General features: G+C 52.4%; 34 protein-coding genes. 21 read left to right on the top strand and 13 right to left on the bottom strand.

All coding sequences use genetic code 11. The features are described 5' to 3' along the window. Positions 1–121 precede the first annotated feature (121 nt). From AD930_RS11420 to AD930_RS11380, 9 genes are all read left to right on the top strand, one after another. Positions 122–508 (top strand): hypothetical protein, encoded by a 387-nt coding sequence (locus AD930_RS11420; RefSeq protein ID WP_061506358.1) that lies wholly within the window; start codon positions 122–124, stop codon positions 506–508. Positions 509–530: 22 nt separating this feature from the next. Next, a complete protein-coding gene (locus AD930_RS11415; protein ID WP_156477018.1) occupies positions 531–845 on the top strand; it encodes a hypothetical protein in 315 nt (104 codons plus the stop codon). Beyond that, on the top strand, positions 838–1023 hold the full coding sequence (locus AD930_RS11410; protein ID WP_061506356.1) for a hypothetical protein: 186 nt from the start codon (positions 838–840) through the stop codon (positions 1021–1023). Before AD930_RS11415 ends, AD930_RS11410 begins: the two co-directional genes overlap by 8 nt. Beyond that, positions 1020–1271: a hypothetical protein gene (locus tag AD930_RS11405; protein ID WP_061506355.1), complete on the top strand. Its 252-nt coding sequence runs from the start codon at positions 1020–1022 to the stop codon at positions 1269–1271. The genes AD930_RS11410 and AD930_RS11405 overlap by 4 nt, the downstream gene beginning before the upstream one ends. A gap of 335 nt (positions 1272–1606) precedes the next feature. Next, complete coding sequence (locus AD930_RS11400; protein WP_061506354.1) at positions 1607–1999, top strand: hypothetical protein; 393 nt, start codon at positions 1607–1609, stop codon at positions 1997–1999. After that, positions 1992–2186, top strand: a complete 195-nt coding sequence (locus AD930_RS11395; RefSeq protein WP_061506353.1) for a hypothetical protein — start codon at positions 1992–1994, stop codon at positions 2184–2186. The genes AD930_RS11400 and AD930_RS11395 overlap by 8 nt, the downstream gene beginning before the upstream one ends. Further along, entirely contained in the window at positions 2179–2796 is a 618-nt protein-coding gene (locus AD930_RS11390) for a hypothetical protein (RefSeq protein WP_061506352.1), read from the top strand. The genes AD930_RS11395 and AD930_RS11390 overlap by 8 nt, the downstream gene beginning before the upstream one ends. Before the next feature lie 307 nt (positions 2797–3103). Beyond that, on the top strand, positions 3104–3469 hold the full coding sequence (locus tag AD930_RS11385; RefSeq protein ID WP_156477016.1) for a hypothetical protein: 366 nt from the start codon (positions 3104–3106) through the stop codon (positions 3467–3469). A gap of 6 nt (positions 3470–3475) precedes the next feature. After that, a complete protein-coding gene (locus AD930_RS11380) occupies positions 3476–5104 on the top strand; it encodes a shufflon system plasmid conjugative transfer pilus tip adhesin PilV (protein ID WP_264821036.1) in 1629 nt (542 codons plus the stop codon). Positions 5105–5240: 136 nt separating this feature from the next. Here the strand turns inward: AD930_RS11380 and AD930_RS11375 are convergent, their stop codons facing one another. After that, positions 5241–5894 (bottom strand): 3'-5' exonuclease, encoded by a 654-nt coding sequence (locus AD930_RS11375; protein WP_061506349.1) that lies wholly within the window; start codon positions 5892–5894, stop codon positions 5241–5243. Positions 5895–5920: 26 nt separating this feature from the next. Further along, complete coding sequence (locus AD930_RS11370; protein ID WP_061506348.1) at positions 5921–6523, bottom strand: hypothetical protein; 603 nt, start codon at positions 6521–6523, stop codon at positions 5921–5923. A 470-nt stretch (positions 6524–6993) separates the two neighbouring features. Here AD930_RS11370 and AD930_RS11365 point away from each other — a divergent pair, with 470 nt between their 5' ends. The 5 genes from AD930_RS11365 to AD930_RS11345 all read left to right on the top strand — a co-directional run bounded on the left by AD930_RS11365 (position 6994) and on the right by AD930_RS11345 (position 8990). Continuing rightward, positions 6994–7233: a hypothetical protein gene (locus tag AD930_RS11365; RefSeq protein WP_061506347.1), complete on the top strand. Its 240-nt coding sequence runs from the start codon at positions 6994–6996 to the stop codon at positions 7231–7233. 113 nt (positions 7234–7346) lie between these two features. Beyond that, on the top strand, positions 7347–7829 hold the full coding sequence (locus tag AD930_RS11360) for an SPFH domain-containing protein (protein ID WP_061506346.1): 483 nt from the start codon (positions 7347–7349) through the stop codon (positions 7827–7829). A gap of 122 nt (positions 7830–7951) precedes the next feature. Beyond that, entirely contained in the window at positions 7952–8224 is a 273-nt protein-coding gene (locus AD930_RS11355) for a hypothetical protein (protein WP_061506345.1), read from the top strand. A 90-nt stretch (positions 8225–8314) separates the two neighbouring features. Beyond that, positions 8315–8614, top strand: a complete 300-nt coding sequence (locus AD930_RS11350) for a hypothetical protein (RefSeq protein ID WP_061506344.1) — start codon at positions 8315–8317, stop codon at positions 8612–8614. A gap of 4 nt (positions 8615–8618) precedes the next feature. After that, positions 8619–8990, top strand: coding sequence for a hypothetical protein (locus tag AD930_RS11345; RefSeq protein WP_061506343.1), 372 nt, complete (start codon positions 8619–8621; stop codon positions 8988–8990). A gap of 310 nt (positions 8991–9300) precedes the next feature. On the opposite strand, the gene AD930_RS11340 is transcribed toward AD930_RS11345, so the two are convergent. From AD930_RS11340 to AD930_RS11330, 3 genes are all read right to left on the bottom strand, one after another. Further along, positions 9301–9690, bottom strand: a complete 390-nt coding sequence (locus tag AD930_RS11340) for a hypothetical protein (protein ID WP_061506342.1) — start codon at positions 9688–9690, stop codon at positions 9301–9303. Then, entirely contained in the window at positions 9687–10610 is a 924-nt protein-coding gene (locus tag AD930_RS11335; protein ID WP_061506341.1) for a hypothetical protein, read from the bottom strand. Before AD930_RS11335 ends, AD930_RS11340 begins: the two co-directional genes overlap by 4 nt. A gap of 141 nt (positions 10611–10751) precedes the next feature. After that, positions 10752–11693: a hypothetical protein gene (locus AD930_RS11330; protein WP_061506340.1), complete on the bottom strand. Its 942-nt coding sequence runs from the start codon at positions 11691–11693 to the stop codon at positions 10752–10754. A gap of 346 nt (positions 11694–12039) precedes the next feature. Here AD930_RS11330 and AD930_RS17880 point away from each other — a divergent pair, with 346 nt between their 5' ends. Continuing rightward, positions 12040–12426: a hypothetical protein gene (locus tag AD930_RS17880; protein WP_156477015.1), complete on the top strand. Its 387-nt coding sequence runs from the start codon at positions 12040–12042 to the stop codon at positions 12424–12426. A 46-nt stretch (positions 12427–12472) separates the two neighbouring features. After that, positions 12473–12760, top strand: coding sequence for a hypothetical protein (locus AD930_RS11315; RefSeq protein WP_061506337.1), 288 nt, complete (start codon positions 12473–12475; stop codon positions 12758–12760). Between the two features lie 8 nt (positions 12761–12768). Here AD930_RS11315 and AD930_RS11310 read toward each other — a convergent pair whose 3' ends face one another. Both AD930_RS11310 and AD930_RS18120 read right to left on the bottom strand, forming a co-directional pair. Beyond that, positions 12769–13209: a ClpXP protease specificity-enhancing factor SspB gene (locus AD930_RS11310; protein WP_167375183.1), complete on the bottom strand. Its 441-nt coding sequence runs from the start codon at positions 13207–13209 to the stop codon at positions 12769–12771. After that, positions 13181–14074, bottom strand: a complete 894-nt coding sequence (locus AD930_RS18120; protein ID WP_061506335.1) for a hypothetical protein — start codon at positions 14072–14074, stop codon at positions 13181–13183. The genes AD930_RS11310 and AD930_RS18120 overlap by 29 nt, the downstream gene beginning before the upstream one ends. 221 nt (positions 14075–14295) lie before the next feature. On the opposite strand from AD930_RS18120, the gene AD930_RS11300 reads away from it, so the two are divergent. Beyond that, the gene (locus AD930_RS11300) at positions 14296–14622 is read left to right on the top strand and encodes a hypothetical protein (protein ID WP_061506334.1); all 327 of its coding nucleotides are present in this window, start codon (positions 14296–14298) and stop codon (positions 14620–14622) included. Here the strand turns inward: AD930_RS11300 and AD930_RS11295 are convergent. The 3 genes from AD930_RS11295 to AD930_RS11280 all read right to left on the bottom strand — a co-directional run bounded on the left by AD930_RS11295 (position 14619) and on the right by AD930_RS11280 (position 16775). After that, positions 14619–14903 (bottom strand): hypothetical protein, encoded by a 285-nt coding sequence (locus AD930_RS11295; RefSeq protein WP_061506333.1) that lies wholly within the window; start codon positions 14901–14903, stop codon positions 14619–14621. The two genes, AD930_RS11300 and AD930_RS11295, sit on opposite strands and share 4 nt — an antisense overlap. A gap of 279 nt (positions 14904–15182) precedes the next feature. Next, positions 15183–15701, bottom strand: coding sequence for a ClpXP protease specificity-enhancing factor SspB (locus AD930_RS11285; protein ID WP_082781847.1), 519 nt, complete (start codon positions 15699–15701; stop codon positions 15183–15185). A 45-nt stretch (positions 15702–15746) separates the two neighbouring features. Next, on the bottom strand, positions 15747–16775 hold the full coding sequence (locus tag AD930_RS11280; RefSeq protein WP_156477014.1) for a hypothetical protein: 1029 nt from the start codon (positions 16773–16775) through the stop codon (positions 15747–15749). Between the two features lie 327 nt (positions 16776–17102). Here AD930_RS11280 and AD930_RS11275 point away from each other — a divergent pair, with 327 nt between their 5' ends. After that, positions 17103–17513, top strand: coding sequence for a hypothetical protein (locus tag AD930_RS11275; protein WP_167375182.1), 411 nt, complete (start codon positions 17103–17105; stop codon positions 17511–17513). A gap of 23 nt (positions 17514–17536) precedes the next feature. Here the strand turns inward: AD930_RS11275 and AD930_RS11270 are convergent, their stop codons facing one another. The 3 genes from AD930_RS11270 to AD930_RS11260 form a co-directional block, all read right to left on the bottom strand. Beyond that, entirely contained in the window at positions 17537–18163 is a 627-nt protein-coding gene (locus tag AD930_RS11270) for a hypothetical protein (protein WP_061506328.1), read from the bottom strand. Continuing rightward, a complete protein-coding gene (locus AD930_RS11265; RefSeq protein WP_061506327.1) occupies positions 18160–19233 on the bottom strand; it encodes an ATP-binding protein in 1074 nt (357 codons plus the stop codon). Before AD930_RS11265 ends, AD930_RS11270 begins: the two co-directional genes overlap by 4 nt. A gap of 560 nt (positions 19234–19793) precedes the next feature. Then, on the bottom strand, positions 19794–20414 hold the full coding sequence (locus AD930_RS11260; protein WP_156477013.1) for a hypothetical protein: 621 nt from the start codon (positions 20412–20414) through the stop codon (positions 19794–19796). A 428-nt stretch (positions 20415–20842) separates the two neighbouring features. On the opposite strand from AD930_RS11260, the gene AD930_RS11255 reads away from it, so the two are divergent. From AD930_RS11255 to AD930_RS11245, 3 genes are all read left to right on the top strand, one after another. Then, on the top strand, positions 20843–21553 hold the full coding sequence (locus tag AD930_RS11255; protein ID WP_061506325.1) for a hypothetical protein: 711 nt from the start codon (positions 20843–20845) through the stop codon (positions 21551–21553). Positions 21554–21685: 132 nt separating this feature from the next. Next, a complete protein-coding gene (locus AD930_RS11250) occupies positions 21686–22459 on the top strand; it encodes a dUTP diphosphatase (RefSeq protein WP_167375181.1) in 774 nt (257 codons plus the stop codon). A gap of 943 nt (positions 22460–23402) precedes the next feature. Continuing rightward, entirely contained in the window at positions 23403–23654 is a 252-nt protein-coding gene (locus AD930_RS11245) for an acyl carrier protein (protein WP_061506323.1), read from the top strand. Positions 23655–23832 lie beyond the last annotated feature (178 nt).

Raw genomic sequence — 23832 nt, 5'->3', positions numbered from 1 at the left:
GGGCGACCCGCACTGTTTTCCAGCCATGCTCAAGGCAAGGATAAATCGTGCAAGGCTATCAGGCAAGTTTTCGCAAGAAAGTCAGGATGCAGCAAAGACAATCTCGGCGGGATGCGGTAGAATGTCCCAACAAACAATGGGAAATATGATGACAAATGATATCGACATCAGGGATGCCATTGAGCGCTCTGGAGGCAAGATTACTGTCGTGACTCTTCCTTCATTGCAGGCAGATGGTCAGCAGGAGGTGAAGAAAGATAATTCCGGGAACGGTTTCTCACTTTTGCACCCAGGCATGATCGTAAACTTCGGGGCGCCGCAGAAACTCAAAGTGCAGCGCCACCGCAATTACATGATTGTTCAGCAGGGCACGAGCGCCAGTGGGCCATGGTTCAAGATCCAGGTGAATGCCAAGCTCGTTACAAGGACTTTCGATGCAGAAATCTGGGAAAATGAACGGGGCCACATTCCCGATCAAAGATGGAAAACTTTCATGTCAAAGCAGTGACATGAGCAGAGGAGAGCCCGTCATGAGTGTAGGTCCTGCAGTTTCCAAGGGGAAGAAAAGTAGGTCAAAAGAGATCATTTTGATTGGACTCTGCGCGATCAGCATCGCGGGAGCTGTTAATGTGAATTTACTCTATCACAGAAGTAACCTGATGTGGGAATATGAGGCTTCGTATTTCATTACAATCATCTCCCTTGCGTTACTAGCGATAGCAGCAATGGTTTTCGCCCCGCTTTATATTCTTGAATTTGTTGAGAAGGGTTCACTCGGTCAAAATTTCATTCAGCGCTCTGATGCTGGGAATGACTATTCCGGCCGGAAAGATGAACATGCGTGATCTGCATCAGGTTGATGACCAATCCGCACCATCGGATTACCCCGAAATGCGCGTCCGACGGCTACGGGATGGTGCCATCGGCGTGCAAATTAGCGCCAGTGGGCCAGAATACGTGATGAATGCCGGGGACGCAGCATATCTGGCTCAGACCCTCAATAACTGCGTGAGAGAGTTATGACCCACGCAGAAGACGGCCATCCAGGACGCATCCATGGTCTTCCGAGGGAGCAGCAGGATGTCCTGGATGCCATCGGCTATGGTGAGGATGTGCCTGAGATGGAAGACGCCACTCGTGACGCTTTAATGAGCGCCGGGCTAATCGAAAAATCTGGCGACACCTACCGGATGCCGTCGGCAGTTCACAAGGCGTGGTTTGTGACGATGGCGGCAAGTGAAAGCGAGGACGATGATGGTGGAGAAGAGTAGTGATCCAGTCATTCGGCACAGACACCGCCGATCAAGCGCTTCCGCGAAGATTGTCGAACTGCTGACTTCATGCCCAGAGATTTCCGCGATCATGCCTGAAGTTTGTGCTGTTGAAGGTGCTTCAAGAGGTGATGGCTGGTCATGGCTGATTAAGTGCGAGGACTATGACATTGGCTCTGATCATCCACGCCGTCACTTCGGAGAGGGCGTGGGAATGGCACTATCATCCCCGGCTTTTGGTCAGATTGAGTGCAGTCCGTTGCCTACGCCCGGCATTCAGGTCGATTGGTCCCTGAGAAGCGAGTTAGCCCGACATTCGCGGGCAATGAGGAAGAATGATGTCTGAGCGGGAGTGCAATCCAATTGCGCGCCACAAGCACCGTCAATCAAGTGCCGCTGCAAAGATCATCGATCTTCTGGTATCATGCCCAGAGATTTCCGCGATCATGCCTGAAGTTTGTGCTGTCGAGGGTGTCTCAGGAGGAGGTGGATGGTCATGGGTGATCCCGTGTGAGGGGTTCGATATTGGGTCTGAACACCGTCGCAGAGAATTTCTTGAAGCTAATGGCCTTGCTCTTGCGTTCCCCGCTTTCGGTCAGATTGAGTGCTTCCCATCTCAAAAACCTGGTATCGAAATCTATGATTCACTTCAATTCGAGTTGTCTCGGAAAGCGAAGCTGCGTGAAGAAACTTTAAAAGCCATGAAGGGTGACAAGGAAGATGTCTGATTCACAATCCCAGCATTTCCCGGTGGGGGAGCCATGGAGCATTCGCATTATTAAACGCAGAAAAGGAGATCCGATTGTCACCTTCACCAGCCCGTCTGGTGTGATCTACCCACGGAGGATTTCCCCTCCGCTCGGGAAGACTACTCTTTTGCACGATATTCTTCAGAAAGGACTGGGCAATGCCTGATACAACAGAGAATGAAAATAGTCTGATCATCCATAGGATTGTCCCTCTTGACCCCTTCGGAACCCTTATTCGGGTCCGGGATTTCATAGGCGATATGTCCGAAGGAAAGGTGGGGATGCCCGGAGGGGGCAGCTATTGCAGTCTGATCGGCGATGACTGCACGCTAGATATGCCCTCGCATGCCTTCCAGCAGGCTGCAGAAGCGTTCCTGGACAAGAAGGCCCTATCCTATCGCAGCTATGGGCGCGACATGTGCTGGTGGACATATGCCATCGATATAGGTGGTAAAGCGTATTCGAACTTCGCTCGGTCTTCTGGCGATGGCGGAGTGGACGTTCTGTCAGATATCATGGAACTCGCTCTCAGCAGCGAAAGTGACACAAACGTCAGCTTCGAGCAGATCGAGCAGAAGCTTTCAGCTCTGGATACCAAGTGCAATGGCATTCTCAGCATTGAGGACGCCAGCCCGGACGAGCGTTTGGCGGTTGAGAAAGTCCTGAAAGCTAAAGTGCAGGAAGCGACTGGCAAGGATAATCTCGTGAGCCAATCATGCCTTGCAGAAGGTGCGGTTCACTATGTTGTTCGAGTTTACGATAAGAATGTTTTTTGAGGGCAACGGTAGGCGGGAATGCATAATTAACCGTGATGACCATTGTTAAGGTTAATTTGCTGCGCTCTGGTCTCACGGTGATTCAAAACGCCCGGAACGGTCTTTAGAAACCTTGCGGTAACAGGGGCATCTACCCATGATGCATGGATAGCTTATTCCTCTATTTTAGGCGGGATATTAGCCCCCTTAACAGACAAAAAGACCTCGTATTCCGTAGGTTCACAGATGGCGTGCGTTAATTTCCTTCATTATAGGAAGAGCGATCTGTATTATTCATTAATACCCTATTGTCTGCGTGGTGCTCTCCGTGCTTTTTACCATAAAACAGAGTTTATTCTCAATAATAAGACAGTCCGAGAGACGCTTTCCATTCAAGGATGAGGCTGGCTACACGCCATTGCAGGTGTCTGCTTCTTTAATTGTTATGGCTTTAATGGCAGGCGCCCTTGGAGGAGAGGTTAACCTCCAGATCAAGAAGTCGAAAGACAATGCTGCGGCCGACCAATTAAACGAGATTTACGTGGCTGCTCAAAACTGGGTTAAAGGCAATACTCAGAACCTAGCGAATCTGGTGCAGGATGCCGGTGGCGTTTATCAGATACCAGCAGCTCGCCTTACCAGCGGAGATGATATTCCAGAGGATAGTCTCCAGGGCCAAGGCTTTATCCCATAGGGCTTTGTGGACACAAACCCCTATGGGCAGCACAGCGTAATGACTGTATGGGCAGACGAGAGTAACCCATCAGGCTACAACATGATGGTGTACACCACGGGTGGCGCGAAAATTAAAGATGCCGATATTGGGCGCATAGGCCAGAAACTGAGCGCAGCAGGCGGCGGGTATTATTCCCGAGCCTCTTCAGCGCGTCCGGCGGGTACTATCAGTGGAGTGGGAGGCGGCTGGTCTTACCCAGCCAGCGATCTTGCCGGGGATTACGCGACGCCAACTCCTGGCCATGTCGCGGCGTCTGGCCAGTTTACAATCTCCGGTGGACTGGCAGATTTCCTCTATCGAAATGATATCGGGGTGCATGAGGCCAATACGATGCACACTGACATTGATATGACGCAGAACAATCTGCGGGCGGTCAATGAGATAGACAATGTCAATCCGACAACAGGTGTGAGTAACGGGCCACTTCAGATCGGATCCGCTGTAATGGGTTACAATCGCGCCGTACCCTCTGACCATAATCTCTATATTTCTGGAGGAACCCAGATCTGTAATGACGATAATTACTCAGTCCCCGGATGCGGGATTACGATAGCCAACACAGGCGGGTTCTATCACAATGGGAGCTGGATCGGCTACTGGGGCGGGGTCAGTGGCGGGGGGCTGCATATCGAGGGGCCAGGCGATAATTTTCAGGTGGACGGGGGTTCTAATCTTATCGGGCAGATTACTGCTCAGACAGGGCTTGATCTGATTTCTGGCGGACCTATTACCTGGTCCCAGGCTGCCCCAGGACTGGCGGTGGTAGGAGACACTTCCCCGTATGGCAGAGGCTATCAGCTCCATATCATGGGCAGACCTCTTACTGTGGATGCGATGGCGTATTTCGACGGGAATGTCACGACCAGGTATGTGTATGACACAGACAATACGAACTACTATCTGCATCCTTCTGGGCGATCCCAACTCGCCTCAGCTCAGTTTTCTGGGCGCGTAGGCACCAATGGAATGGATCCAGACACAGGGTATCCCGATGGCTACGCAGGTGGCGTCCATACAACGGATGTTTATGCAGAGAACGGGACACTAGCTACAGGCACGAATGGGAATGTAGCGGCCTCCTTAAGTGGCAGTACAGGGAACTTGTATGCTGCGGGCACCAGTCAACTTGATCATTCAGTAAACATTGGTACTTTTGCAGGCGCCTCGACGCGAGCGACACTTTCTCTTCAAAATGGGGATATTTGGGTCAATGATGGCAACACTGCAGTATCTGAAGGTCCGGGATCTGATCATTTGGGTGGTGCTGGGTGGTATCAAGGAGGCTTAACGGTGGGTCGGGCGCCAAGCGGAGAACTGGGGCATTATTCCGATAGCGATGGCAGGGGAGCGGATATCCATTTGTACGGCAATCTGTATGGAACTGGTAATGTTGTTTTTGTAGCGGGTCAAGGCAATGTTGATGGCCTAACTCTCCATGCCCTACCTGACGGATTGACTGGCGTGAGCTGCAGTGCATATGGAGAAAGCACAGGTATCGGAACGCTAGGTGTCACGGTCTCAAGTAAACTTACATTTTGCGCAGGTGATGGGAAGTGGCATGACCTGATTATGAAAGGACTTAACGACGACTAGACGAAAATCGCCTCTGTTCTCAATTACGCAGGACAATCCATGCCTTTAAATAGCGGGTAATGTCATTACCGGCCGCGTCGTTAAGCCTCGTCCTTCAGGGTGGGGATTATGTCAAACAAGCAAGATCAATACTGCGTCAAATCGTAATGAACCGGACAGGTGGATTTGGCCCGAGAGAATGCTGAATGAGACACAGCGTCTGAGCTTCAGCTATTGCATCTTCCAGCGCGTGGTGGGGGATCTTGGACTTGATACGCTCGACCCCTGCTACACTACGCAGTGCCGTGCGCAGGCACCCCTCATTTCGGAATTTCCACGGCAACGGCATTTTGAGGTTGTCGCACAGGTTGCGAATGATTGCATTGTCGAATGATGGCCCACATCCGTGTACGATAGCCTCTTCTCCTGCCACCTGAAGAATCCATTCAGACAGGGATGTGAGAACTTCTCTGCATTCAAAGGGTGTTTGAGCTGAATCGATAAAAACTTCGGAGGCCCGCCGATCTGTGACTGTGGGCCAGAATTTTTTCATAGTGTCGGGTGTGGACACTCGGCCCAATGAGAATTGCTCAGCGAACGGAAGAACACTGTAGAATGTCGAATAGACCTCATAGCGACCGTCGATCACATCGATAGATGCAGCCCCTATGGATAGGACGACGCTTTCTGCGACATCGCCCAAAGTTTCAATGTCTAAAATGATATCGCGGGTGCGACTTGGCCTTGCGACCTTTAGGACCAGGTCGCAGCGATTAATGGGCATGGTCAGGCTCGTGAGTGGAGAGTCCATGTTACAACCTCTTCTGTGGGCGTCGATCAGGATATTTTATCGCCGACCGCCAAAAAAACTGGGAAGAATCCTTCATCCGGATTTTTTTCGATGAACGAAAGCGTCAGGATATTGAACCTCTGGGAAATGGAATCCCCATTCATGTCCGGCTTGTCCACGGATAAGGCGTACAGTTCGGAGATAATCTTGAAGGCATTCTGAGGCGCCTGCCAATAATTTCCTTTCCGGATATGGACCACATTGTCCCCGGTTCCAATTTCTTCGATTGCGGCATGCGCCTCGGTTTGCCAGTCGAAAAAATTGCGGCAAAAGAGGAATAAGCGTTGAGTGTGAATATCGGCATCCGCGCGGAACACCCCTGACGCAACGAGGGTTTCAGCGACCTCGTCAAGCGCGGAAATAAGTTCTTCCTTTTCGCTCTCATAAGTTGCTGGGTCGATATCATGCTTCTTGCCGCAAACGGCCAGACCGTTTTTCGGTCCGATCTGGAGGCAAATAGACACGGGATCAGCGTCGAGAGCAGTCCTGGCAATAACTTCAGCGCACTGATTGATAGTAAGCCAGGAATAATCACGCTTTATCTTGCGGGCAAGAGACTGCAAATTTTGATCGAGATCTTTGAATTTCATGGTGTATCCAATTTCGGAAGGTGGGTGGTTGATGGTTCCGATTTATCCTGCCCTAAGAGGGGGCAGGATAGCCGACCGTTTAAATTCCCCAGGATTTATCAGTCTAAGTAATCGTGAGGGCGCTTAGTTCCGGTGTAAGGAAATATTGCTTCTTCAGGACCAACTTCACCTTTAACGATCATCCTGGCGACAACCTTGTCGCAGCGTCTTCCAGGTCGAATGATATGAAGGTGAGTATGCCAATGTGGAGTTCTGAAATCCTTGCCTGCGGGAAAGACGCGCAGGCCACGAGGTTTACCAAACTTTCCACTGTGATGATGGGTGCGGGACATGGGAATATTCTCCATGACGCACGGATTGATTTCCGGGCGTACCTACATGCCCGCCTCCTGACGAATGTTGTGTTTTGACTGGTGTCCTTAATAATCCATGATTAATCATAAGCCAATAGATGTGTTGCGGAGGCATCATTGTCCGAGAAGAAGAGGCCTGGGAGACGGCAGAGATTTGAGGCGTTCTATGCTGAGATTATGAGCGTGGAAGGCCGCCAGGTTTTGCCGGAAGAGATAGCCAGGAAAAGAGATGGTCCTGGGTATGGCGAGCGCGATCCCGAAATGGTGTTGAACCACTTATGGCTGAGCTGGGACGCAATCGAGCGATACATTGCGAAGAGGGCGGAGGCGCTTCGCAATGCGTCCAATGCAAAATAAGCGATATACGCAAGGTTAATTTATCTTTGATAAGGCCAGTTTCGAAGGTAAGACTGGCAATGGCTTTTGATTTTTTAGATTGAAAGACCAAGGTTTAATCGAAGAGAGAACGCATGATCAAAATTGGTGCTTTTTCGCCCAAAACCATCGCTTTTGCTGGGGTTGCTGTTGTCGCTTTAGCGGCTCTGGTGGGGGCATCGCCTCTGAAGACCGTAGAGTCCGGCTACGAAGGCGTTCTGATGGATTGGGGCGCAGTCCAGCAAACGACCCTTGAGCCTGGCAAGCTGCATTTCATTATTCCGTTTTACCAGAGCATGTCACGGGTTTCGACGCAGCCTCAGACGTCTGTCACGCATGAAAAGGCTGCCACTCACGACCTTCAGGACGTTAACACTTCTGTTGCCGTGACCTATCACATTGACCCTTCCGATGTGCCGTTCTTTTACTCCAAGTTCAGGAATGCCACTCGGCTGACAGAGCGTGTTATCGCACCAGCGATTTCCAACGATGTGAAGGCAGTCACTGCCCACTACAACGCCGAAGAACTGGTGACGAGGTCGATGAAAAGATCAAGGATCTTATCATTGCGTCTCTGAAGCCCTACCGGATCACGATTGAAGCAATCAACACCTCGAATTTCCAGTTCTCGCCGGCCTACAGCCACGCGATCGAAGACAAGCAGGTTCAGCAGCAGGCCTCTCTGCAGGCTGAATACGTCTTGCAGCAGACCAAGATCAATGAACAGCAGAAAGTCGTGCGGGCGTCAGCCGAAGCAGAGGCGGCTGTAGCAGACGCAAAAGGACGTTCTGCCTCCAAGCTGATGATGGCTGAGGCCGAAGCCAAGGCCAATGCCCTCGTTTCATCTTCTCTGACGCCTGCACTTCTTGAAGAAAAGGCTCTGGAGCAGTGGGACGGCAGCATGCCGACCTATCTGAGCAGCGGGGCTCCTTTGCCATTTATTGGCAACGCAACTGGTCCGGTCTCTCGCTAATATCGTGCTGGAAAAGGGCTGGAGCTTCTCATGAGCTTCAGCCTTAACCTTTGCCCTATCTTTGTAATTCAGGATCCGATTGGATAATTTGTGAGTGAGAGCCGTTATATCTGGGAGGATGGTCCTTTCGGAATCATTTGGGATGATAATGCATTCACCTGCACCGTGGATGGTGTTTCCTGTGCAAATTCAATAGCTGCGTTCCCCCTGACGCCCGAAGGGCTGGGGCTGGCGATGACCTACACAAATGCGGCGAACCGTCGTCGGGCGGGTCAGAAATATACCACACGCGAAGAGCGGAATGAGCATGTAAGAAAGCTTGAGCAGCAGGCTCGTGAGATCTTTGCTCTGGGCCGGCGAAAAGCTCACGCCGCTTGGCTGGACAAGTAGGACAATGAGCGGAGCCGAAGCCCCTTCTTCTGCCGCCCAACCGCACGTTGCCACGATCTGGTACCGCGTCATATGGCGGAAAAAGGCAGGACGGGGGTTCTCAAAGACTGAAGATGAGAGCCTGATTGAAGTCCCTGAAAACGATGCGGGTGCCTTTCAGCGCGAGATTGCGAAGCTGCCCGGTCAAGTCGTTACACACGGTCGGGCGAAGCAGCACATCTGCTCTGTTTGCAGCAAGGCAGGCCCATGGAAAGACGGATGGGGCTGGTACGGAAGCTATCAGGACATCGACAACGGGAATGAGGTCCTCAAGACCTGCTCAGATGCTTGCAAAGCGCAGGCGCAAAAAGAGGGGCGTATTCCCAATGACGAATAATGCTTCGGGCTGGATATTGCAGGGTTCAAGACCCGGCCAGATCAAATCGCCCGCATCACCGATCATTTAGTGAATGGAACTTCAATGTCACATTCTGACTTACTGGCTATGATCTCGGATCTTAAGGAAGCGGACACATCTCCGACCGAAATTCTTTTTGCTCAGGAACAGGCTTTCACAAAGAATACTGGAACTGACGGTAATTGACGCGCTTTCTTTTGGTCGCGGCACTAGAACCCTCGCTGCAGCGATCCTGAAGCCAGGTTCGCTGCAGATGGCCTACGCACTGGCCACGGCATAAGGCAAGGTTTTAAGAGGGCAGGGCGTTGCGCTGGATGGCCCTGATGCACCGGAGGGCAGCTTGGAATGCCGCCGCCTGAGCCACAGCATGCTCTGGGTTGTGTACAGATGCTGAGAAGCAACCATCAAAGCTGATGCCATTCTCAGCCATGATGGCTCTGATACTGGGGATGTCAGAAGGAGCCAGTGACGCGCCTTCTGGACTCATCGCCTGAAGGTCTGCCCAGAGCAATCCATCGTCCTGAAAAGAGGGGGCAGCGTTCTTGAACGTCAGGTGAACTTCGGTCTCATCTCTCGGATCGGCCGGAGTGTCGAAGTGGAATGCGTAACCGGCAGGTGTCGGATGTACCGGAGTGGCCTTGGCGATTTCATTCGCGAACAAGTGCAAAGGTTGACTCATGCTGCCAGACTTTTTTGAAGGAGCTTCATGTTATCGATATGAGTTCGGACGGGTCCGTTGTTACCGATCATGCTGGCGATGCTCTCCATCCAACTGATAGCCGCAGAGAGATTGGAGTGGTTTGCGTCGGCTGATGCGGTTTTGGGAGCAGAAAAGTCCGGCTGAGGAATTGCTTCTTCATAAGTGGGCCAGCCCATTCCATCGGGAATGAAGGGTTGCGCCTGTTCGATGTGGCCAGGCTGATGCGGGAAGGCGGCCTCGGCTACGCTTTCTGCTGGTGAAGGCTTGATAGCGAAAGGGGTGGCCTCTCCCCCACTGCTTATCTCGGGTTGATCCAGTGGATCTGGAAGCCGTAGAGCGGAGGCCTTGGAAGTGGAAAGAGAGAGAGTCGGCTGCCGCGGAGACGTTGTCGACAGCGGAGCGCGTACTGCCGCAGGGGTTATAGGTTTTGGGCCAGACAATCTCTTAACCAGTTCGGCATATTCTTTAAACAGGGCCTCCTGATCGTCGAAAGTCGGATCGAATTCCGGCGTCTCTGGTTCCGCGCCCATTCCGCGCCTCTGTTCTTGAAGAAAGAGGGATTTTTTCTTAATCTCCATCCCGGTTAGTGTTTTGAAGATCAAACGCCTATCGGCTGCAAGCCGTCCTTTTGCGTCAGGTCCGCAGTAGGGGACTTTTGTTGGACGAAGAGTGACCTGCTTGCCTTTGCATCCATCTTTTGCAAGGAAATTATTCATGTGCACCAGGGCTAGGCCGGAAAGTCCGTCACCCTGTTCGACATAGCGCCGCAGAAAAGCAATCCATGTATTTTCAGGGGGATCCTTCTGCAAAACGGCTCTGATGGCATCTATAATAAGGACTGTTTCATATTCGTTGGTATTAAAATAAATCATATTTCTAATAGAATAAGCGTAAGCCATGTGTCCTGCCTTCTTATCTAAAGGTGCCTTTGGGTGAATAAAGGCACCCATACATCTTCGTATCGATTTATGTAAGTTATATAAGCGTAATTTTCCATCTGCAAGCTCTGTCTACGGCCGACGGAATGCGTCTTACATGGCTTAGCCATTAATATGCAAGGATTGGATATCGCCGGGAAGTTGTCCGACCTCCCCTACTGCCTGAAGAGTCCTTGTGTTGACAGATCTTCCATCGACAACAACCCTCCGTGCGCCACCCCGCTCCAGAATGTCATAACGACCCTCCTGAATTGCCTTGAACACCTTAAGCTGAGGATCGCTCAAAAGACTGGTATCTGCATCTGCCTCGGGCACAAGGTATGGCGCTTCAACCGCCGAAAATGGCAGTGTCAAAGGGTTCGCTCCCTCATCCCAATCGATCATTACCATTCCGGCTTCTGCGGCAATCACCTTGCCTTGCTTGGGGCGCGGACAAATTGTCGAGGCGTAAGGCCACGAAGCGGACTTGATCAGTTTGACGACGTCACCGGCTGCGGGCTTTTTCCCGTTTGCATAGAGAGACGGGTCCTGGACGGCGTATGAAAGGGGCGTGCGCTTTCCGATGCGGAGCCATTTTCCATTGTGCTGAGGCTTCTTCTTGGCATCAGGGTCCTGGAATGGCGCAGGGATCTTCTCTCCGCCTGCAGAGCGTTCGGTAAGGCTCGGCGGACACCATACTCTTACGTCACCGTTTTTCAGAAGAAGGATATTGCCGCGTGGATGCTTACCCGCGATATTGTGGCTGTATCGCGCATCATCGCCTTCACGGGGTTCGTAGTCCGCAAGGATAGATGCGACCATTTGATGCGTATTCGCCTCTTGCCACAGTGGAAAGCAGTGACCGTTCGGTGACAGGACAAGATATGTGTCGTTCAGGCGTTTCCCATGGCGGCGAACCCACGACGAATTATCCTCAATCATGGAGGCAATTTCGTCCGTCTTCGCGCTTGATGAGCGATGGCGCAGGATCATCGAGACGGCCATCAGGACCAGGATTTCATTCGCCGTAAGATCGGAGGGGAGTGGCTTCTTCGGATGAACCATATCGCGTTTTATCCTTTCGCTAATAACCGCGTAAGCTGTCTTTCTATCCTTCCAATGTAGCACATATGAGTAATTAGTCCATGCTCAAACCATTATGAAATCCGAAAATTCCTGCTTCTTTGTTCTTTGGCCTTGGACTGCGCCAGCAAGCCCGCCTCATGGAGTATGGGTCGGCCCGTGATTTCTGACATGTCGGAGGAGAGGCGGAGGGCACCACTTTCCGGGGGCCGAAATATTGACGCGGACCATCCTCGGCGCGGTTTGTTCCGCTTTCCATCGCGCGCATTCTGGTTTATAATAAAAACACTAAGTAATAACAGAAATAAATCCAATTCAAGGAATTGACATGACCGCTTCTTCGCATTCGCCTGCGCCATTAAATGCCCGGAAATTCCTCCGCGCCATTGATTATGAGATTTTGAAGGATGTTCCCGTCAATGGTCGGGTTTCTACCCCTCTGGCCCGATGCCCGGTTCGGGTTTGCACTATCATCAATGAGGACCGTCTGGTCGGGAGCGGGCATTTGCTGGTTCACAATCAAACGGTCTTTTTGGAGGACAAGGTGCATGACTGGAACTGGAAGGACGGGAAGTTTCGGTTCTACACCCGCGTAGCGGAGGGGGCGGCAGATGTGCTTGTGGCCTACGCAGTTGAAACGGTTGTGCCGGCAGACGAAGAGATTATGGCCCTGAGCCCAAGGAATTTTGATCCGATGACAGGGAAGCGCCTCTAATGATTTCGTCTGCTGGAACCGGACGCGGTGCGATTGGAGTAGGGAAGTGACGCCCCCGGCCTCTCCGGAAGACCGGATCATCAATGACCTGCTCAACGATGCCTATCTGATTAAGGCCGGGCTTATGGATGGGGGCATCCCGGACCTTCGCCCATATAGCCTTGATCAGTGCGTGAAGGCCGTAGAGGCAATGCGCAAAGACCCAGGGGAGAGGGTCGGCAATGCCAGGCGTTTCACCTGTTGCGTCGATGTGGCTCTGATCCCAACCTTGCGGGCCTGGTCCGTGTCCGCCCATGAACTGAATGTCATTGTAGAGGGTTACAGGGGCCAGTAGCTCCGTTTTCACCACTTCCTGAGCGGGATGACATTGCCTCTTTTGACTTGTGGCGGCTGGCCAAGGTCGATTTTGACATTCCGCTGGCGGTCGAGGAATACGGTCATGGCCTTGAATGGGATGGTTATCGTCGAGGGCTGCCCACCCTTGAAGATGACCTCCGCAGTGAGCGCGTCATGGCGCAGGTCGATAGAAACCCTCTCTTTCCGGCCGATGCGGAGAAAGATCGTCGCAGATCTCGGATAGTCCTCTCTGACGCACTCGGGGACGATCACACCGGGATAATCAGGCACAAAGGTCACATACACCAGGTGGCTACTGCCAGAGGACTGCATCGACACCATTGCTTTCCGTGCGATATCAAGCAGTTCTTTGCGCACCCAATCCCGATAAGGAAGAAGCCCCGTCGGAGCGGTCAGCTTAAGCGTCATGTCGCTGGTTGCACGCAATGAGTGGGCCTGCAGCAATCCGGGCAAATTCCACGAAAGTCTTTTCTGCCTGAGTCCCGGCGCACACGTCTCTTCGGTTGTGGTATCCGCCGCCTCTTTCGTCTCCGTAAAACTGGACTGCTCGCAACTCCAGTCGGAGAGCGCCGGATGGGCCATCTATCCGTAATTCCAGATCCACATGATTCCGATGCCATTCAATCAGCACGCCGCCGCGCGCCAGAAGGGCGATATCCGGGCAGACAGGTGATGGCACGTTCGTCAGGGACTTCTCCAGCAACTCCCGACCACGTTCGGCCGCAAGAGACGTAGCCGGATCCATCGGCTGTCCATCTATCGCAACCTCCGCGGAGGTCAGGTCTTGAAGTGCGGAATTTATTGTTTCACGCCATGCCTGGCGGGGAGGGGGATCTTGTGGGATGTCCAAGGTGATATCCTGCCCAGCGGCAATGGCTGCCAGCTTCACGAACATCTCTCTGGCGATAGCACCATAAAGAACACCCCCACGATGGGGAAAGGGAACCTCCAGATAGCATTCGGTAGAGCGGAGCCATAGCTCCAAAGAGCCAGAATCCCCGTAAATGATTAGTTCGAGGTCTAAGCCGTTTCTGTGCCATTCGAGCTGCACACTGCCGTCACTCATCGGGACGATGGAAGGACAGTGTGGCGAGGGAACACCACACAGTGCCGTATCCAGTATTTCCCGAGCACGGGACGCTGCAAGATCTGTGACGGGCTTCCCGTCGTATCCATCCCAGCGCGCTGGCAGGCGGGTCAGATTTCTGAGAATTTCAGATAGCTTCCTCTGCCACGGGAGGGAATTGGTGGGCGCCGCTGATGTTTCTGTGGCATCAGTCGCATATGCCATCTGCTTCTCCTGCTGGCTGGGTCACTCACTGATCGGAGGTGGTCGATCTCCACCATGAATACCCATCGGATTGGTCGTGTTCAAAGACAATCGTTCTTGTCTACAACGGCAAGATCGTTTCCCACCCTTAACATTGGGCGGCCTTGCGTCCGGAAATGTGCTGTCCAGGCTGAGGAAACGCTGTAAAAGAGGCTTCAGGATCAGTCTGGAAGGCCTTTGTCATGACGCAACCCGCCAAAGCAACGGAAAGTGGACCTGAAGATCTGCCAGCCAAAATCAGGGAAGCCCGGAATATCCTTGAGGCGGCCGGGTGGAAGGTCACGCCCCCACCTCCACAGGGACAGCAGTTCGGGTGCTTCTGCGAGATTGAAACGATGCAACCCGGCTCTAAGCCGGACGGATGCGTCATTGACGATGGACTTCGGGAAAACTGTGTGTATGCCGGCCGTATCGACCGCAAGGAAAGCTGTTCTTTCTGGAGAGCCTGGAGTGAAGAGTCGATCAGAAAAATGTGGGAAGGGATCGAGGGAGGCCAACCTGCTACCTAGCGCAGTCCGCCTGAGACGCTTTTGCGTTTAGAGGCTTTTGCATTCCTTTTGCGCTCAAGGGTTCTTCTTTTAAGATACTGATCAACCCACGCTTCCTTTGGCACGCGCCGCTTCCGGCGCGCTTTGACCCGGTTTTTCAAGTAAGCCTCTGTTGCTTCATGATCAAAAATATTTAGCCCTGCGAGAGCCTGGACTTGTTCCATGATCGCCTGCTCTTCAACGGAGGTGAGCCTTTCCCCTCCGATCCGGATGGCGTCCGGATACTGGATGTTAATATACACTATCAACCCCCTCCCCAGCCTGCTTGAGTGTCGAAATCAGTTCGTTGAAGAGACTATTCCGGACACTCAGAAGAAAGGTGCTCGAACAGGCGTCGACCGCCTCGGGGAAGTCCATTTTAATGCGGTGAGCTACCTCCTTGCCAAGATCAAGGAATACCTCACGGGTTAGGTGGTTGGCGCTGTCATCACTGTCGTCTAGCTGTGCCACAGAGTGACTGGAGGAGGAGAGGTTGTCCATTGGGATTCGCGTCAACTTAAGAATATGTCCACATGCAGTGATCAGGTCGTAGCATTGTTGAATGGAACAATGTTACGTGGGGATATATCTTCTCGCTCATGTGGTAAACTCATAACCATTTTATAGAATGGAATGGTTATCGTTGATGGTGATCCCCCTCTAAAATAATGTCTTTCCGCACCTTCTATTACTGGATATCCGAGTTCGACTTTGATATTTTGTCGGTGGTCAGTAAATTCTGTCATAGCCTTGAATGGTATTATGATTTTGGTTGCAACAAAGTCAGCCTGAACTTTAATCTCTGCTGTGATCGCATCGAGTTCCGGGTCTATTGTGACGTTTTTTTGTTTACCTACATAAAGAAATATTGAGTTGAGACGCCAAGATCCATATGCCTTCTCTCTTAATGACTGTGGAATTAGTACGCCGGGATAATCTGACTTGAATGTAATGAATATAAGATTCTTATGATGGGATGATTGCATTTGTGCAACAGCTTTCCTTACGATGGAAAGAAGCTGTTCTCGTGCCCATTTTGGAAACGGGAGGCTAGTAGTCATGTCATGGTCTCCTATTTAATAGCGGCAAGGCGGTTCTCTAGGCTCTCAACATTGCTGACGAATAAGAGACGTGGGGATCTCCCACATCCCCCGTGAAATCCCAATCCACACCAAAGCCCTGTCGTCGTCATCCAACACGCCGTTCAACAGATCGAAAAATGTTTCGATGATCGGCCTGTATTTAGGAGGGATGCGATCGAAATTACTCAGACGCCGTCCAAGAAAAAAATGGATCGCTTCCTTCTCTTCCTTGTAGATATTACTGAGGCTCTGATGCGTCTCCATGATCTCAAGAAAATCGCAGCAACCAGCCAGCCGGCAAGAGATGGCATCTTGTTTGGCCGTCAGGCTTGCCTGAAGATTTTCAACTTTTTGGCGACGCTCGTCGTTGGTGGCAAGTTCGAGCATTAATTCAGACGGGACATCCTGCAGATAGCTATCAACAATACGTTTGACCTTGGGATGATAGCTCAGATGATCGCCATGCACGGGCAAGAGCATGGTGTGGTATTTTCGGAAAGAACCGCCCAACATATTATGGCTGCGATGGTTAAGGATGAGATTTGAATTAATGAGATGGGTGAATTCTCCACGTACACTGTAAGTGCGGCGCCCGCCCCAGGCGCTGCATTCAATGAACGTAGAGGTGGTTGCGCTTTGCCCTTCGTAGATACGGGGGGATCGGCAAGAGGGGCGTAATCGCTCATCATTCATCCCGCCGATAGTCACAATCTTCAGGCTGTCAACGCTCATGTCGCAAGACGGAATTTCAACTGTGGATTCCGTAGTTTTCCCAGAGACTGTGACAAGCCGGCAGGTGGTGTGCATCAGAAGCCATGGAACAATGAAGTCAGACGACGTGAGTTCCTTGAGAAAGGTCCTGCTGCGGTCGGCCATCGACCGGACCTTGGCCTCCTGATCGACCGGAGGGCGCTTCGTCAGATAATCGGCGAGACTTTTTTGAGCAGACCGATATTCAGACAGAAGCTCTGAGGAATGGCTCTGCTGCATTCCCAAGGTTAGAGCGCTGGTGATGGTTGAAGCGTCAAGGCCTAGTCGCTGTTCGTAATTCATGATCTGATTATCTTCTCTTTCCATTCAATATCTAACTATGTGGAAATTCGCCTTGGAATTGCACCGTTCGGGAACTATCTTTGCAGACTCTTGCGATTTTACTAAAAAATAGCCTATCAGTATACCTTGCTTAAGTCTCAAATCCCGAGATTTTTGCCATAACCAAGGTTAAAATTCATGCTGAAAAACTTTTTCAGGTCACCCTTCAATGCGTCAGTAGTAACTGCGTGCGTCCTTATCGCGCTCTTTGGCGGTATGACGCACCTCGTCAGGAAGTCGTCAGAGCACTTCATGGCACGTGTTGATGGCGCAATAAAACATATACAGGTGTCTCGCACTGTCGAACTTGCGTACAGCATCTCAACGGCACTCCAGATGGAAAGCTATCAGCATCCAGGCATGAGCACGGGTGAAAAGATGAAGGCAGCCGTTTCCGATCATCTGTTTTACCCTCTCGCAATCCTGACTCATACGGGGCCGGATCAGAAAGAGGATCTGGTTTCATTCGCATCACCTCTGCAAGAGACGATGAGCGTCGTAGAGGGCGGGGATCAGACCAGATTTTCTGGCAAAGCCCTGATGCCGTGCGCCGTTATCACCTCCTACCTGGACAAAGCCTGGGGCCATCAGGCTAAGGAAGGTGGCCTGTCCTACACCTGCACCCCATTGGGCGACAAGGAAGCCAAGCTGGATATTGTCATCTCCAAAGGCACGCAGCCCTCCGCCGCAGTGCATTGAGGACACTCCCTCATTTTTCGGCTCTACCCTGCCGAAGAATGAGGGGCGCCTGAATTTGCCGGCGCGACAGACGCTGGTAGGTGGACCGTTTTACCGTGCCGCCACTTCCGCCCCCGGAGGCACTCAATCGTCCGGGCATGAATTCTGGTGACGGGCAGATTTTCGAGAATGGCCCGCGTCATGTCCAGAACGCGCAAATGCTTCACCTCAAGTTCTTCTGCCTTCACGATCTGGATCAGTTCCTCTCTCCACAGCGTACCGCAAAGGGCGGCCGGGCAGAGGTAGTTCAGGATGCGCTGAGAGCCGGAATGGACTTCGACTTCAGACAGAGTCTGGGTTTCGACATCGAAGCGTAAGACCCCCCAGCCCGGAGGCCTCGCCTTGAGGCAGGCGCTCATGAGGCTTTGATCGGGCAGGAGCCACATCTCCGTTGCCACCCTGGGATAAATAGCCCCCTGCAGGGGCAGGCGGCGCGCACTGTCGCCTTCGCCCTTAATCTCGACGCCCACGATGCGATCACCAGTGATTGCGCCCAGATCCAGCTTGGCGCCGCCCCAGTCATCTACGGAAAGCTCAGGGACGATGATCGCGTCCGGATACCGCTCTTTGAGCCAGTTGATGGCAAGCGCACAGAGCTCGCGGGCAGTCAACGCTTGCTTCTCCCGGCTTTGGCGGGAGGTGTATATGCGCGCTTCCCGCTGCGACTATTCCCGCCATAAGGCTCCATGTCGGTATGGCGAGGGGGGATGGACCTCCGTTGGTGAATGGTGAACCGGCCCTGGCCATGGTGTTCAGGAGTTTTGAGGGCGACCTGCATGTCCGCTTCGATTTCAGAGAGGGCCAGCCGGGCATGCTTCTTGGTAAAGCCGGGGGCGGCGAGGTCCGGGGGCGCAGAATGATTATCCATGAGATCTCTGATATCGATAATCTGCACCTTGGGGTGAGAGGCCAGAGCATCAATCATGGGAGAATGTGTGGCGCAGAAGGCCCGGAGACGGCCGGTCTTACAATTCTCTGCCAGCAGAGAGAAAATGTTTGCCAGCCGGGCATCGTCCACGCCGGTTTCCGGCTCGTCCAGAAAGAGCCATCGCTCCTTTGTCTGCGGCGCTCCCTTAAGATAGTCCGCAATATTCTTTTTGGCGGTCGCAATATCGCCACCCTCGTAGCGCTTTTCTGGCTCAGGCGTATCAATGAGACCAAGGCCCCAGGCTAGGGCGTAATTCAGTTCGCCGGCCATCTTCTCACCGTGTGAACGCATATTGTCTTCGTTCATCTGGCGCCTGCGCGGCAGGTCAAAGCTGTCGGCTCCGTATTCATGCCGCGATGTGAAATAGAAGGTCTCCTGCCCACGCCACTGCAGCGCGCGCGTGTCGAATGCACCCGGAGCGCTGTCATCAATCTGGATTTCAGTAGGTTTGGGCCAACGGGATGAATTGCGAAGAAGCGCATGCTTGGCCAGATCCACCTTGTCCCAGCCTTCCTGATGCCACGCTGTCGTCAGAGGCTCCCCCAGCTCCACGGCAGATCTGACGACGTCCCCGAAATGGACGCCAAACCGGTGCGTCGCAGTGCGCATGCCCTCCAGAATAGCGCTTTTGCCACAGCCATTGGGGCCTTTGAAAAACACGAGGGGCTTTGTTATTTTGATATCGGCGAGGCCAGCCAAATGTTTGAGCCTGGCGAGGGTACCGCCAAGATCTTCCCGCAGTAAAAGGCGCATAACTAATCCTTGGAAAACAATGATTAGATTATAGCATGGACAAATTACACTTTCACTCTTGAAAATCCGCGCATGATCTACCCTCGGCTGCCGCTCGATTTGAGTTGTAGTTGACGATCTCAATAGTGAGGTTTAGACCGTCTGAAGTTCCCCGATACGCGGGGATTTCCCGCCTACGATATCACATAGGAACGATTGGGCGAGTGCAACGGCACTGTAGATGCCGAAGCACTCTCTCCGTTCGCAATATTCTGAAAGCGGAAGGCCCCAGCCCCACCACCATTCTCGGGCGATCCCCGCATACGCGCAGGGAGCCTGTGTCTGCCGCGCATTCACGACCTTGGCGGCGGTCAATCCCCACGTTGGTGGGGAACGCTTCTTAAGAATGGAAACTCAATTCGGAAAGGAGCGGTCAATCCCTGCACATGCAGGGAACGTATCCGCGCTGCAAAGTATGCCTTGTCCTCAAAGAACCCGATAGACCATAGAGGGCAGGGAATCTTCTGTCCACTTTTGCCGCCCCCCCCCTGTTTAACGCATCCTGAGGATGACAGGCGCACTTAACAGGAGAGGGGATACTCCTCTTCCAAAGGAGGAGCTTCGGCAACCATATCTCGGGCTACACTGCGGGTCTTTGCCATGTCGGCGCGAAGATCCATTGACGCCAAAAAAGAGATCTGAGCAAGAAGGCCCTGGTTGTTCAGGACAGATGCCTGCTCGCTTGACATGCCGGCTGATGAAGCATTGTCGAGAACCAATTCGTCAATGAGTTCCTGAACCTCAGGAAGAGCTTCATTGTGATCGTTAATGGTGATGCTGTTCAGAAGTCTTGTGGCCACAGCCAGAGCGCGAGGGTTTGGCGCCTCAAAGCCATTCTGGCCTGCAGCACTCTCAATCCCAAGGATCATTGGGATGGCCTCGGAGGACAAGATCCCTTTGGTTATAGCCGCTTCGACGCACTCCTTGGGAGATTCCCCGCGGAACACTTCATGCATCAGTTCAGGGGCGCTCCACATGATACAATTGCCTGTGGCTGACGGAGACAAACAGTCTCTGACAGCAGCCGGTGCAAATTTCACGCCTTCATTTTTGGCTTTCCACGCGTCTAGCGTGTCGAAACGATATCCCCACAAATAGCCTAAAGCCTGGGATGCGGTCTCTGTGAGATTTGGTTGGGTCATCGTGGGGTCCCTTTGATTGTTGGGTTGTTTGTAAGATGGACTGTTGCAAGGAAGAAGGAGAAATTTCCGGCTCTCCTGCAAATGCGGGTGACAGGAGAAGGATAAAATTGCGAAATCTCGGGATCTTTTGTTTGACGGCGTCGGTAGTGTCTCTTAGAGGTGGAAAAGCTCCCTGTTTCATGGGATTTTCGACGTATGCCTGCTGATGACGCAAGTCCCCGGAGGCAAGGTGTTCCGATAGATATGCGCTGTCTGACAAGGCGAAAAGGCGCATTCCCTGCCCAGGCGGGGATGGTCCGTGCGTATGGGGCTTCTAAAGGGCGTTCCCCTCATGCGGAGGGGATGAAACCGAATTCTCCTTAGTGCTTTGCATGTCCGGCTGATAGTCGATCACAGACAAACATACTCTCGGAGAGATCAACGTGGCCATGCAAACGAAAACGGCATCCCGAACCAGCGCCCGCACGAGGGGGCTTGCTAAGTCCGTCCAGATCCACTTTGAGACTATGGAGCAGCTTAAGAAAGCCTTTCCTAAGGCGTTTCCCAGAAATGGATCCCTTAATCTCAAGGATCGAAGAACGATTGTCAGCTTACCATCCGTTCTGCGCGCCGCGGGGAGCCTGACAGTCAGCGGTTGCAGCCGTCTTGAGCATCTGCCGGCCAGCAGGGATATGATCTTTCAGGTTGAGGCTGAGGACTGCACCAGTCTCAAAAGCATAGACCCCGCCTATGCCTCATTTGAAGGGGTTCTTTATCTCAATAACTGCACCTCTCTTGAAGGTCTGCCAGGAGGGATGCGCCTGAAAGGCGGGGGGAGTTTGTTTCTGGAGAATTGCACCGCCCTGAGATCGCTTCCAGATGGCCTTGAAGTGGATGGGAAACTGGCAATCGACGGGTGCACGGGGCTGACCGAGCTGCCAGAGAACTTAAAGGCAGGCTACCTCTACATGCAGGGGTGTACCAATGTGAAGGCACTCCCCGCTTCGTTACAAGCCGATATGATCTACCTTAAGGGGTGCAATGGCATTCAGATCCCTCAGGAGCTTGTTGATCGGATGGATAAGGCGGGGGTGATCTTTTATCCGGACGAGTATGAAATCATCTCATCGCCTTCGCCGCATGACTGTCCTTGCCCATGAACCGGTAGGGCGAGGTAGAATTCACAAGGAATAATCCGCTTTTTTTGTTTACCAAAATTCCGACTTGTCGCATTGTTGGCGCCCAAACAAACATTGAGGGTTGCAAGAATGCTCCAGGAAGCAAAAGCCTTTTTGACGCACAATTTCCAAACCTTCGCGCCAATTCAGGACGTGCTTAATGCACGCGCCAACAAGAATGATGGGGTCGACTGGCGCGAAAACCATAACAACTGGTCTCGCGCCATTTTCCAGGAAGCTGCAGAAATGCAGAACCATGTTGGCTGGACGTGGTGGCGGAACAACGAAGCGTTTATCAATCGCGCCTTTATGGAGCTTGTCGATATTCAGCATTTCTGGCTGAGCGCGATCCTCCAGACCGGCAAGAAGGGCTGGGAAGACGGGGCCTCCGCGACGGAAGTGACCGGGCACAGTATCCAGCGGCTCAAGAAGAATAGCTCTGGGAAAGATCTGATCAACAACATGATCGATCTTCTGATCGAGATTGCCGCCAAAAATTCCGTGGAAATGGCCTGCCGCTCCACTGGTGACTACCGTGTCGAGCAGAATCTCCTGGATATGGGCGTGGTGATTCAGGAGCTGGCGGTTCTTTGCGGCAAGACTAATGCGGACCTGTACGCCTGGTATGCTGGCAAGTCCTCTCTCAACCTCTTCCGTTATGATAATGGCTACAAGGTGAAGGATGGTGGCTACATCAAGGAATGGGCGCCGGGGGAAGAGGATAACGACTTCCTTGAAAAGCTGATCCTGGGCGCAGGATGTGAGCATACCACGGAGGGGTTCTATAATGCGCTGGCCGAAAAATATTCGGAGATTAAGGGCGGTGCAGGCGTCAGCAAGTGGCGGGACTCTCAGTCCAAGGTTCTGATCGACACACGGAAGGCCTGAGGCGCAGGCTTGGGGAGGGGGATGATGTCATCCCCCTCCAGTTTCGGGGGGGCTGCCTCCTGGTTGCTATTTTCTGTCGCCGTGATAGGTATCCGCCACTGCCATGGGCAGCTTTTAAGATTTCTCACGCTGTAGCTTGCTACTTCCTGCCGGTCAGGCAGTTTGTATTATGAACTCGCTGGTTGCCATCCACTGCCTTGGGCAGTTTGCAAAATGAAACCCGACACTTGATTATCTGTCGATAAGGCAGTGAGAAATTTTACGCCGCATGCTTTTTAGAGCTGCCTGTCCGGCAGTTTCAGGTGAAGTTCGATATTTGGTAATCTGCGATGATGGCAGTGGAGCTAAGGACGATTGGTAAGGACATTGTCTGATCTGCGTGCGAGGCAGTGTTTGCACGCTCTCAGCGTGTGGCTGACCTTTTAGAGCGCAATGAATGATTAGTCCATGTTTGTGACTTCGCAAAATTCAGAAATGGTTTTATGTATCTTGAGTGATTGGAGCGCCAATGCCGAAAAATGAGGAGAGAGTGTCTGTCCGGTTTTTGCTGGAGCAGGAGCTCAAAAGCTGCGTTCTGCAAATGCCGGCCAATAAAGCTGAAAGGACGCTTCTGGAAAGGCTAAGGAAAGAGAGGGAAGAACGCGAGATCGTTCCGCTGTAACTGCCGAAGGCTTTGGGGCCTCAGGTAGATTAGTCGATGGACAATCCCCCATATCAGGACCTGATGCTCTTGCGACAGGTCAGACGGCCGCTCAGGCCGATTAACGTAGAGAATGGTTCAAATCTCTGTCACCGCCGCAATGGTGGTTTATCCGAGAAAATTCAGGATATCATGCACTGCCGATCAGGCAGATCTGCGATTAACAATAAGCATTAGACCTTTCCTCTAGCCGTGGAAAAGGTAAACTATCCATGAGAATGATATGACTAAGGACTGTTTATTATGATTGATGTAGCCCGCCAGGTTATGCGCATTATCGCCGAAGAAACATCAAGAAAAGAAGAGAGTATTTCTCGGGAATCATCGCTTTCAAATGATCTCGGCATGAACAGCGACGCGCTGCTCGATCTGGGATTCTCACTGGAGGATCATTTTGGGATTGATATTACCCTGGCTGATTCGGCGCGCGTCCTCATTGCTCTGTCAACCGTTCAGGACGTCATCGACTTGATAGTTCAAAAAACGGCTCCCTAACCCGCATTCGGGCCTGCAAGTTCCGACGTGCCGGCCGTGTAGCAGCTCAGGATTTTACCTGATGTGCCGTAATGCCCCGTCCTTCAGGGCGGGGAGAATGTCAATGTTCAGGTGGGAGCGGCTTTAGTGAATTGGTCGCAGATTCATGGACCAGAACAAGCGTCACCTTCGAGGCAGA

Origin of the sequence: Acetobacter malorum (assembly GCF_001580615.1) — a bacterium.
Taxonomy (GTDB): Bacteria; Pseudomonadota; Alphaproteobacteria; order Acetobacterales; family Acetobacteraceae; genus Acetobacter; species Acetobacter malorum.
The sequence above is the reverse complement of the archived record's forward strand: the minus strand, read 5'-3'. Positions and strand labels throughout refer to the sequence as shown.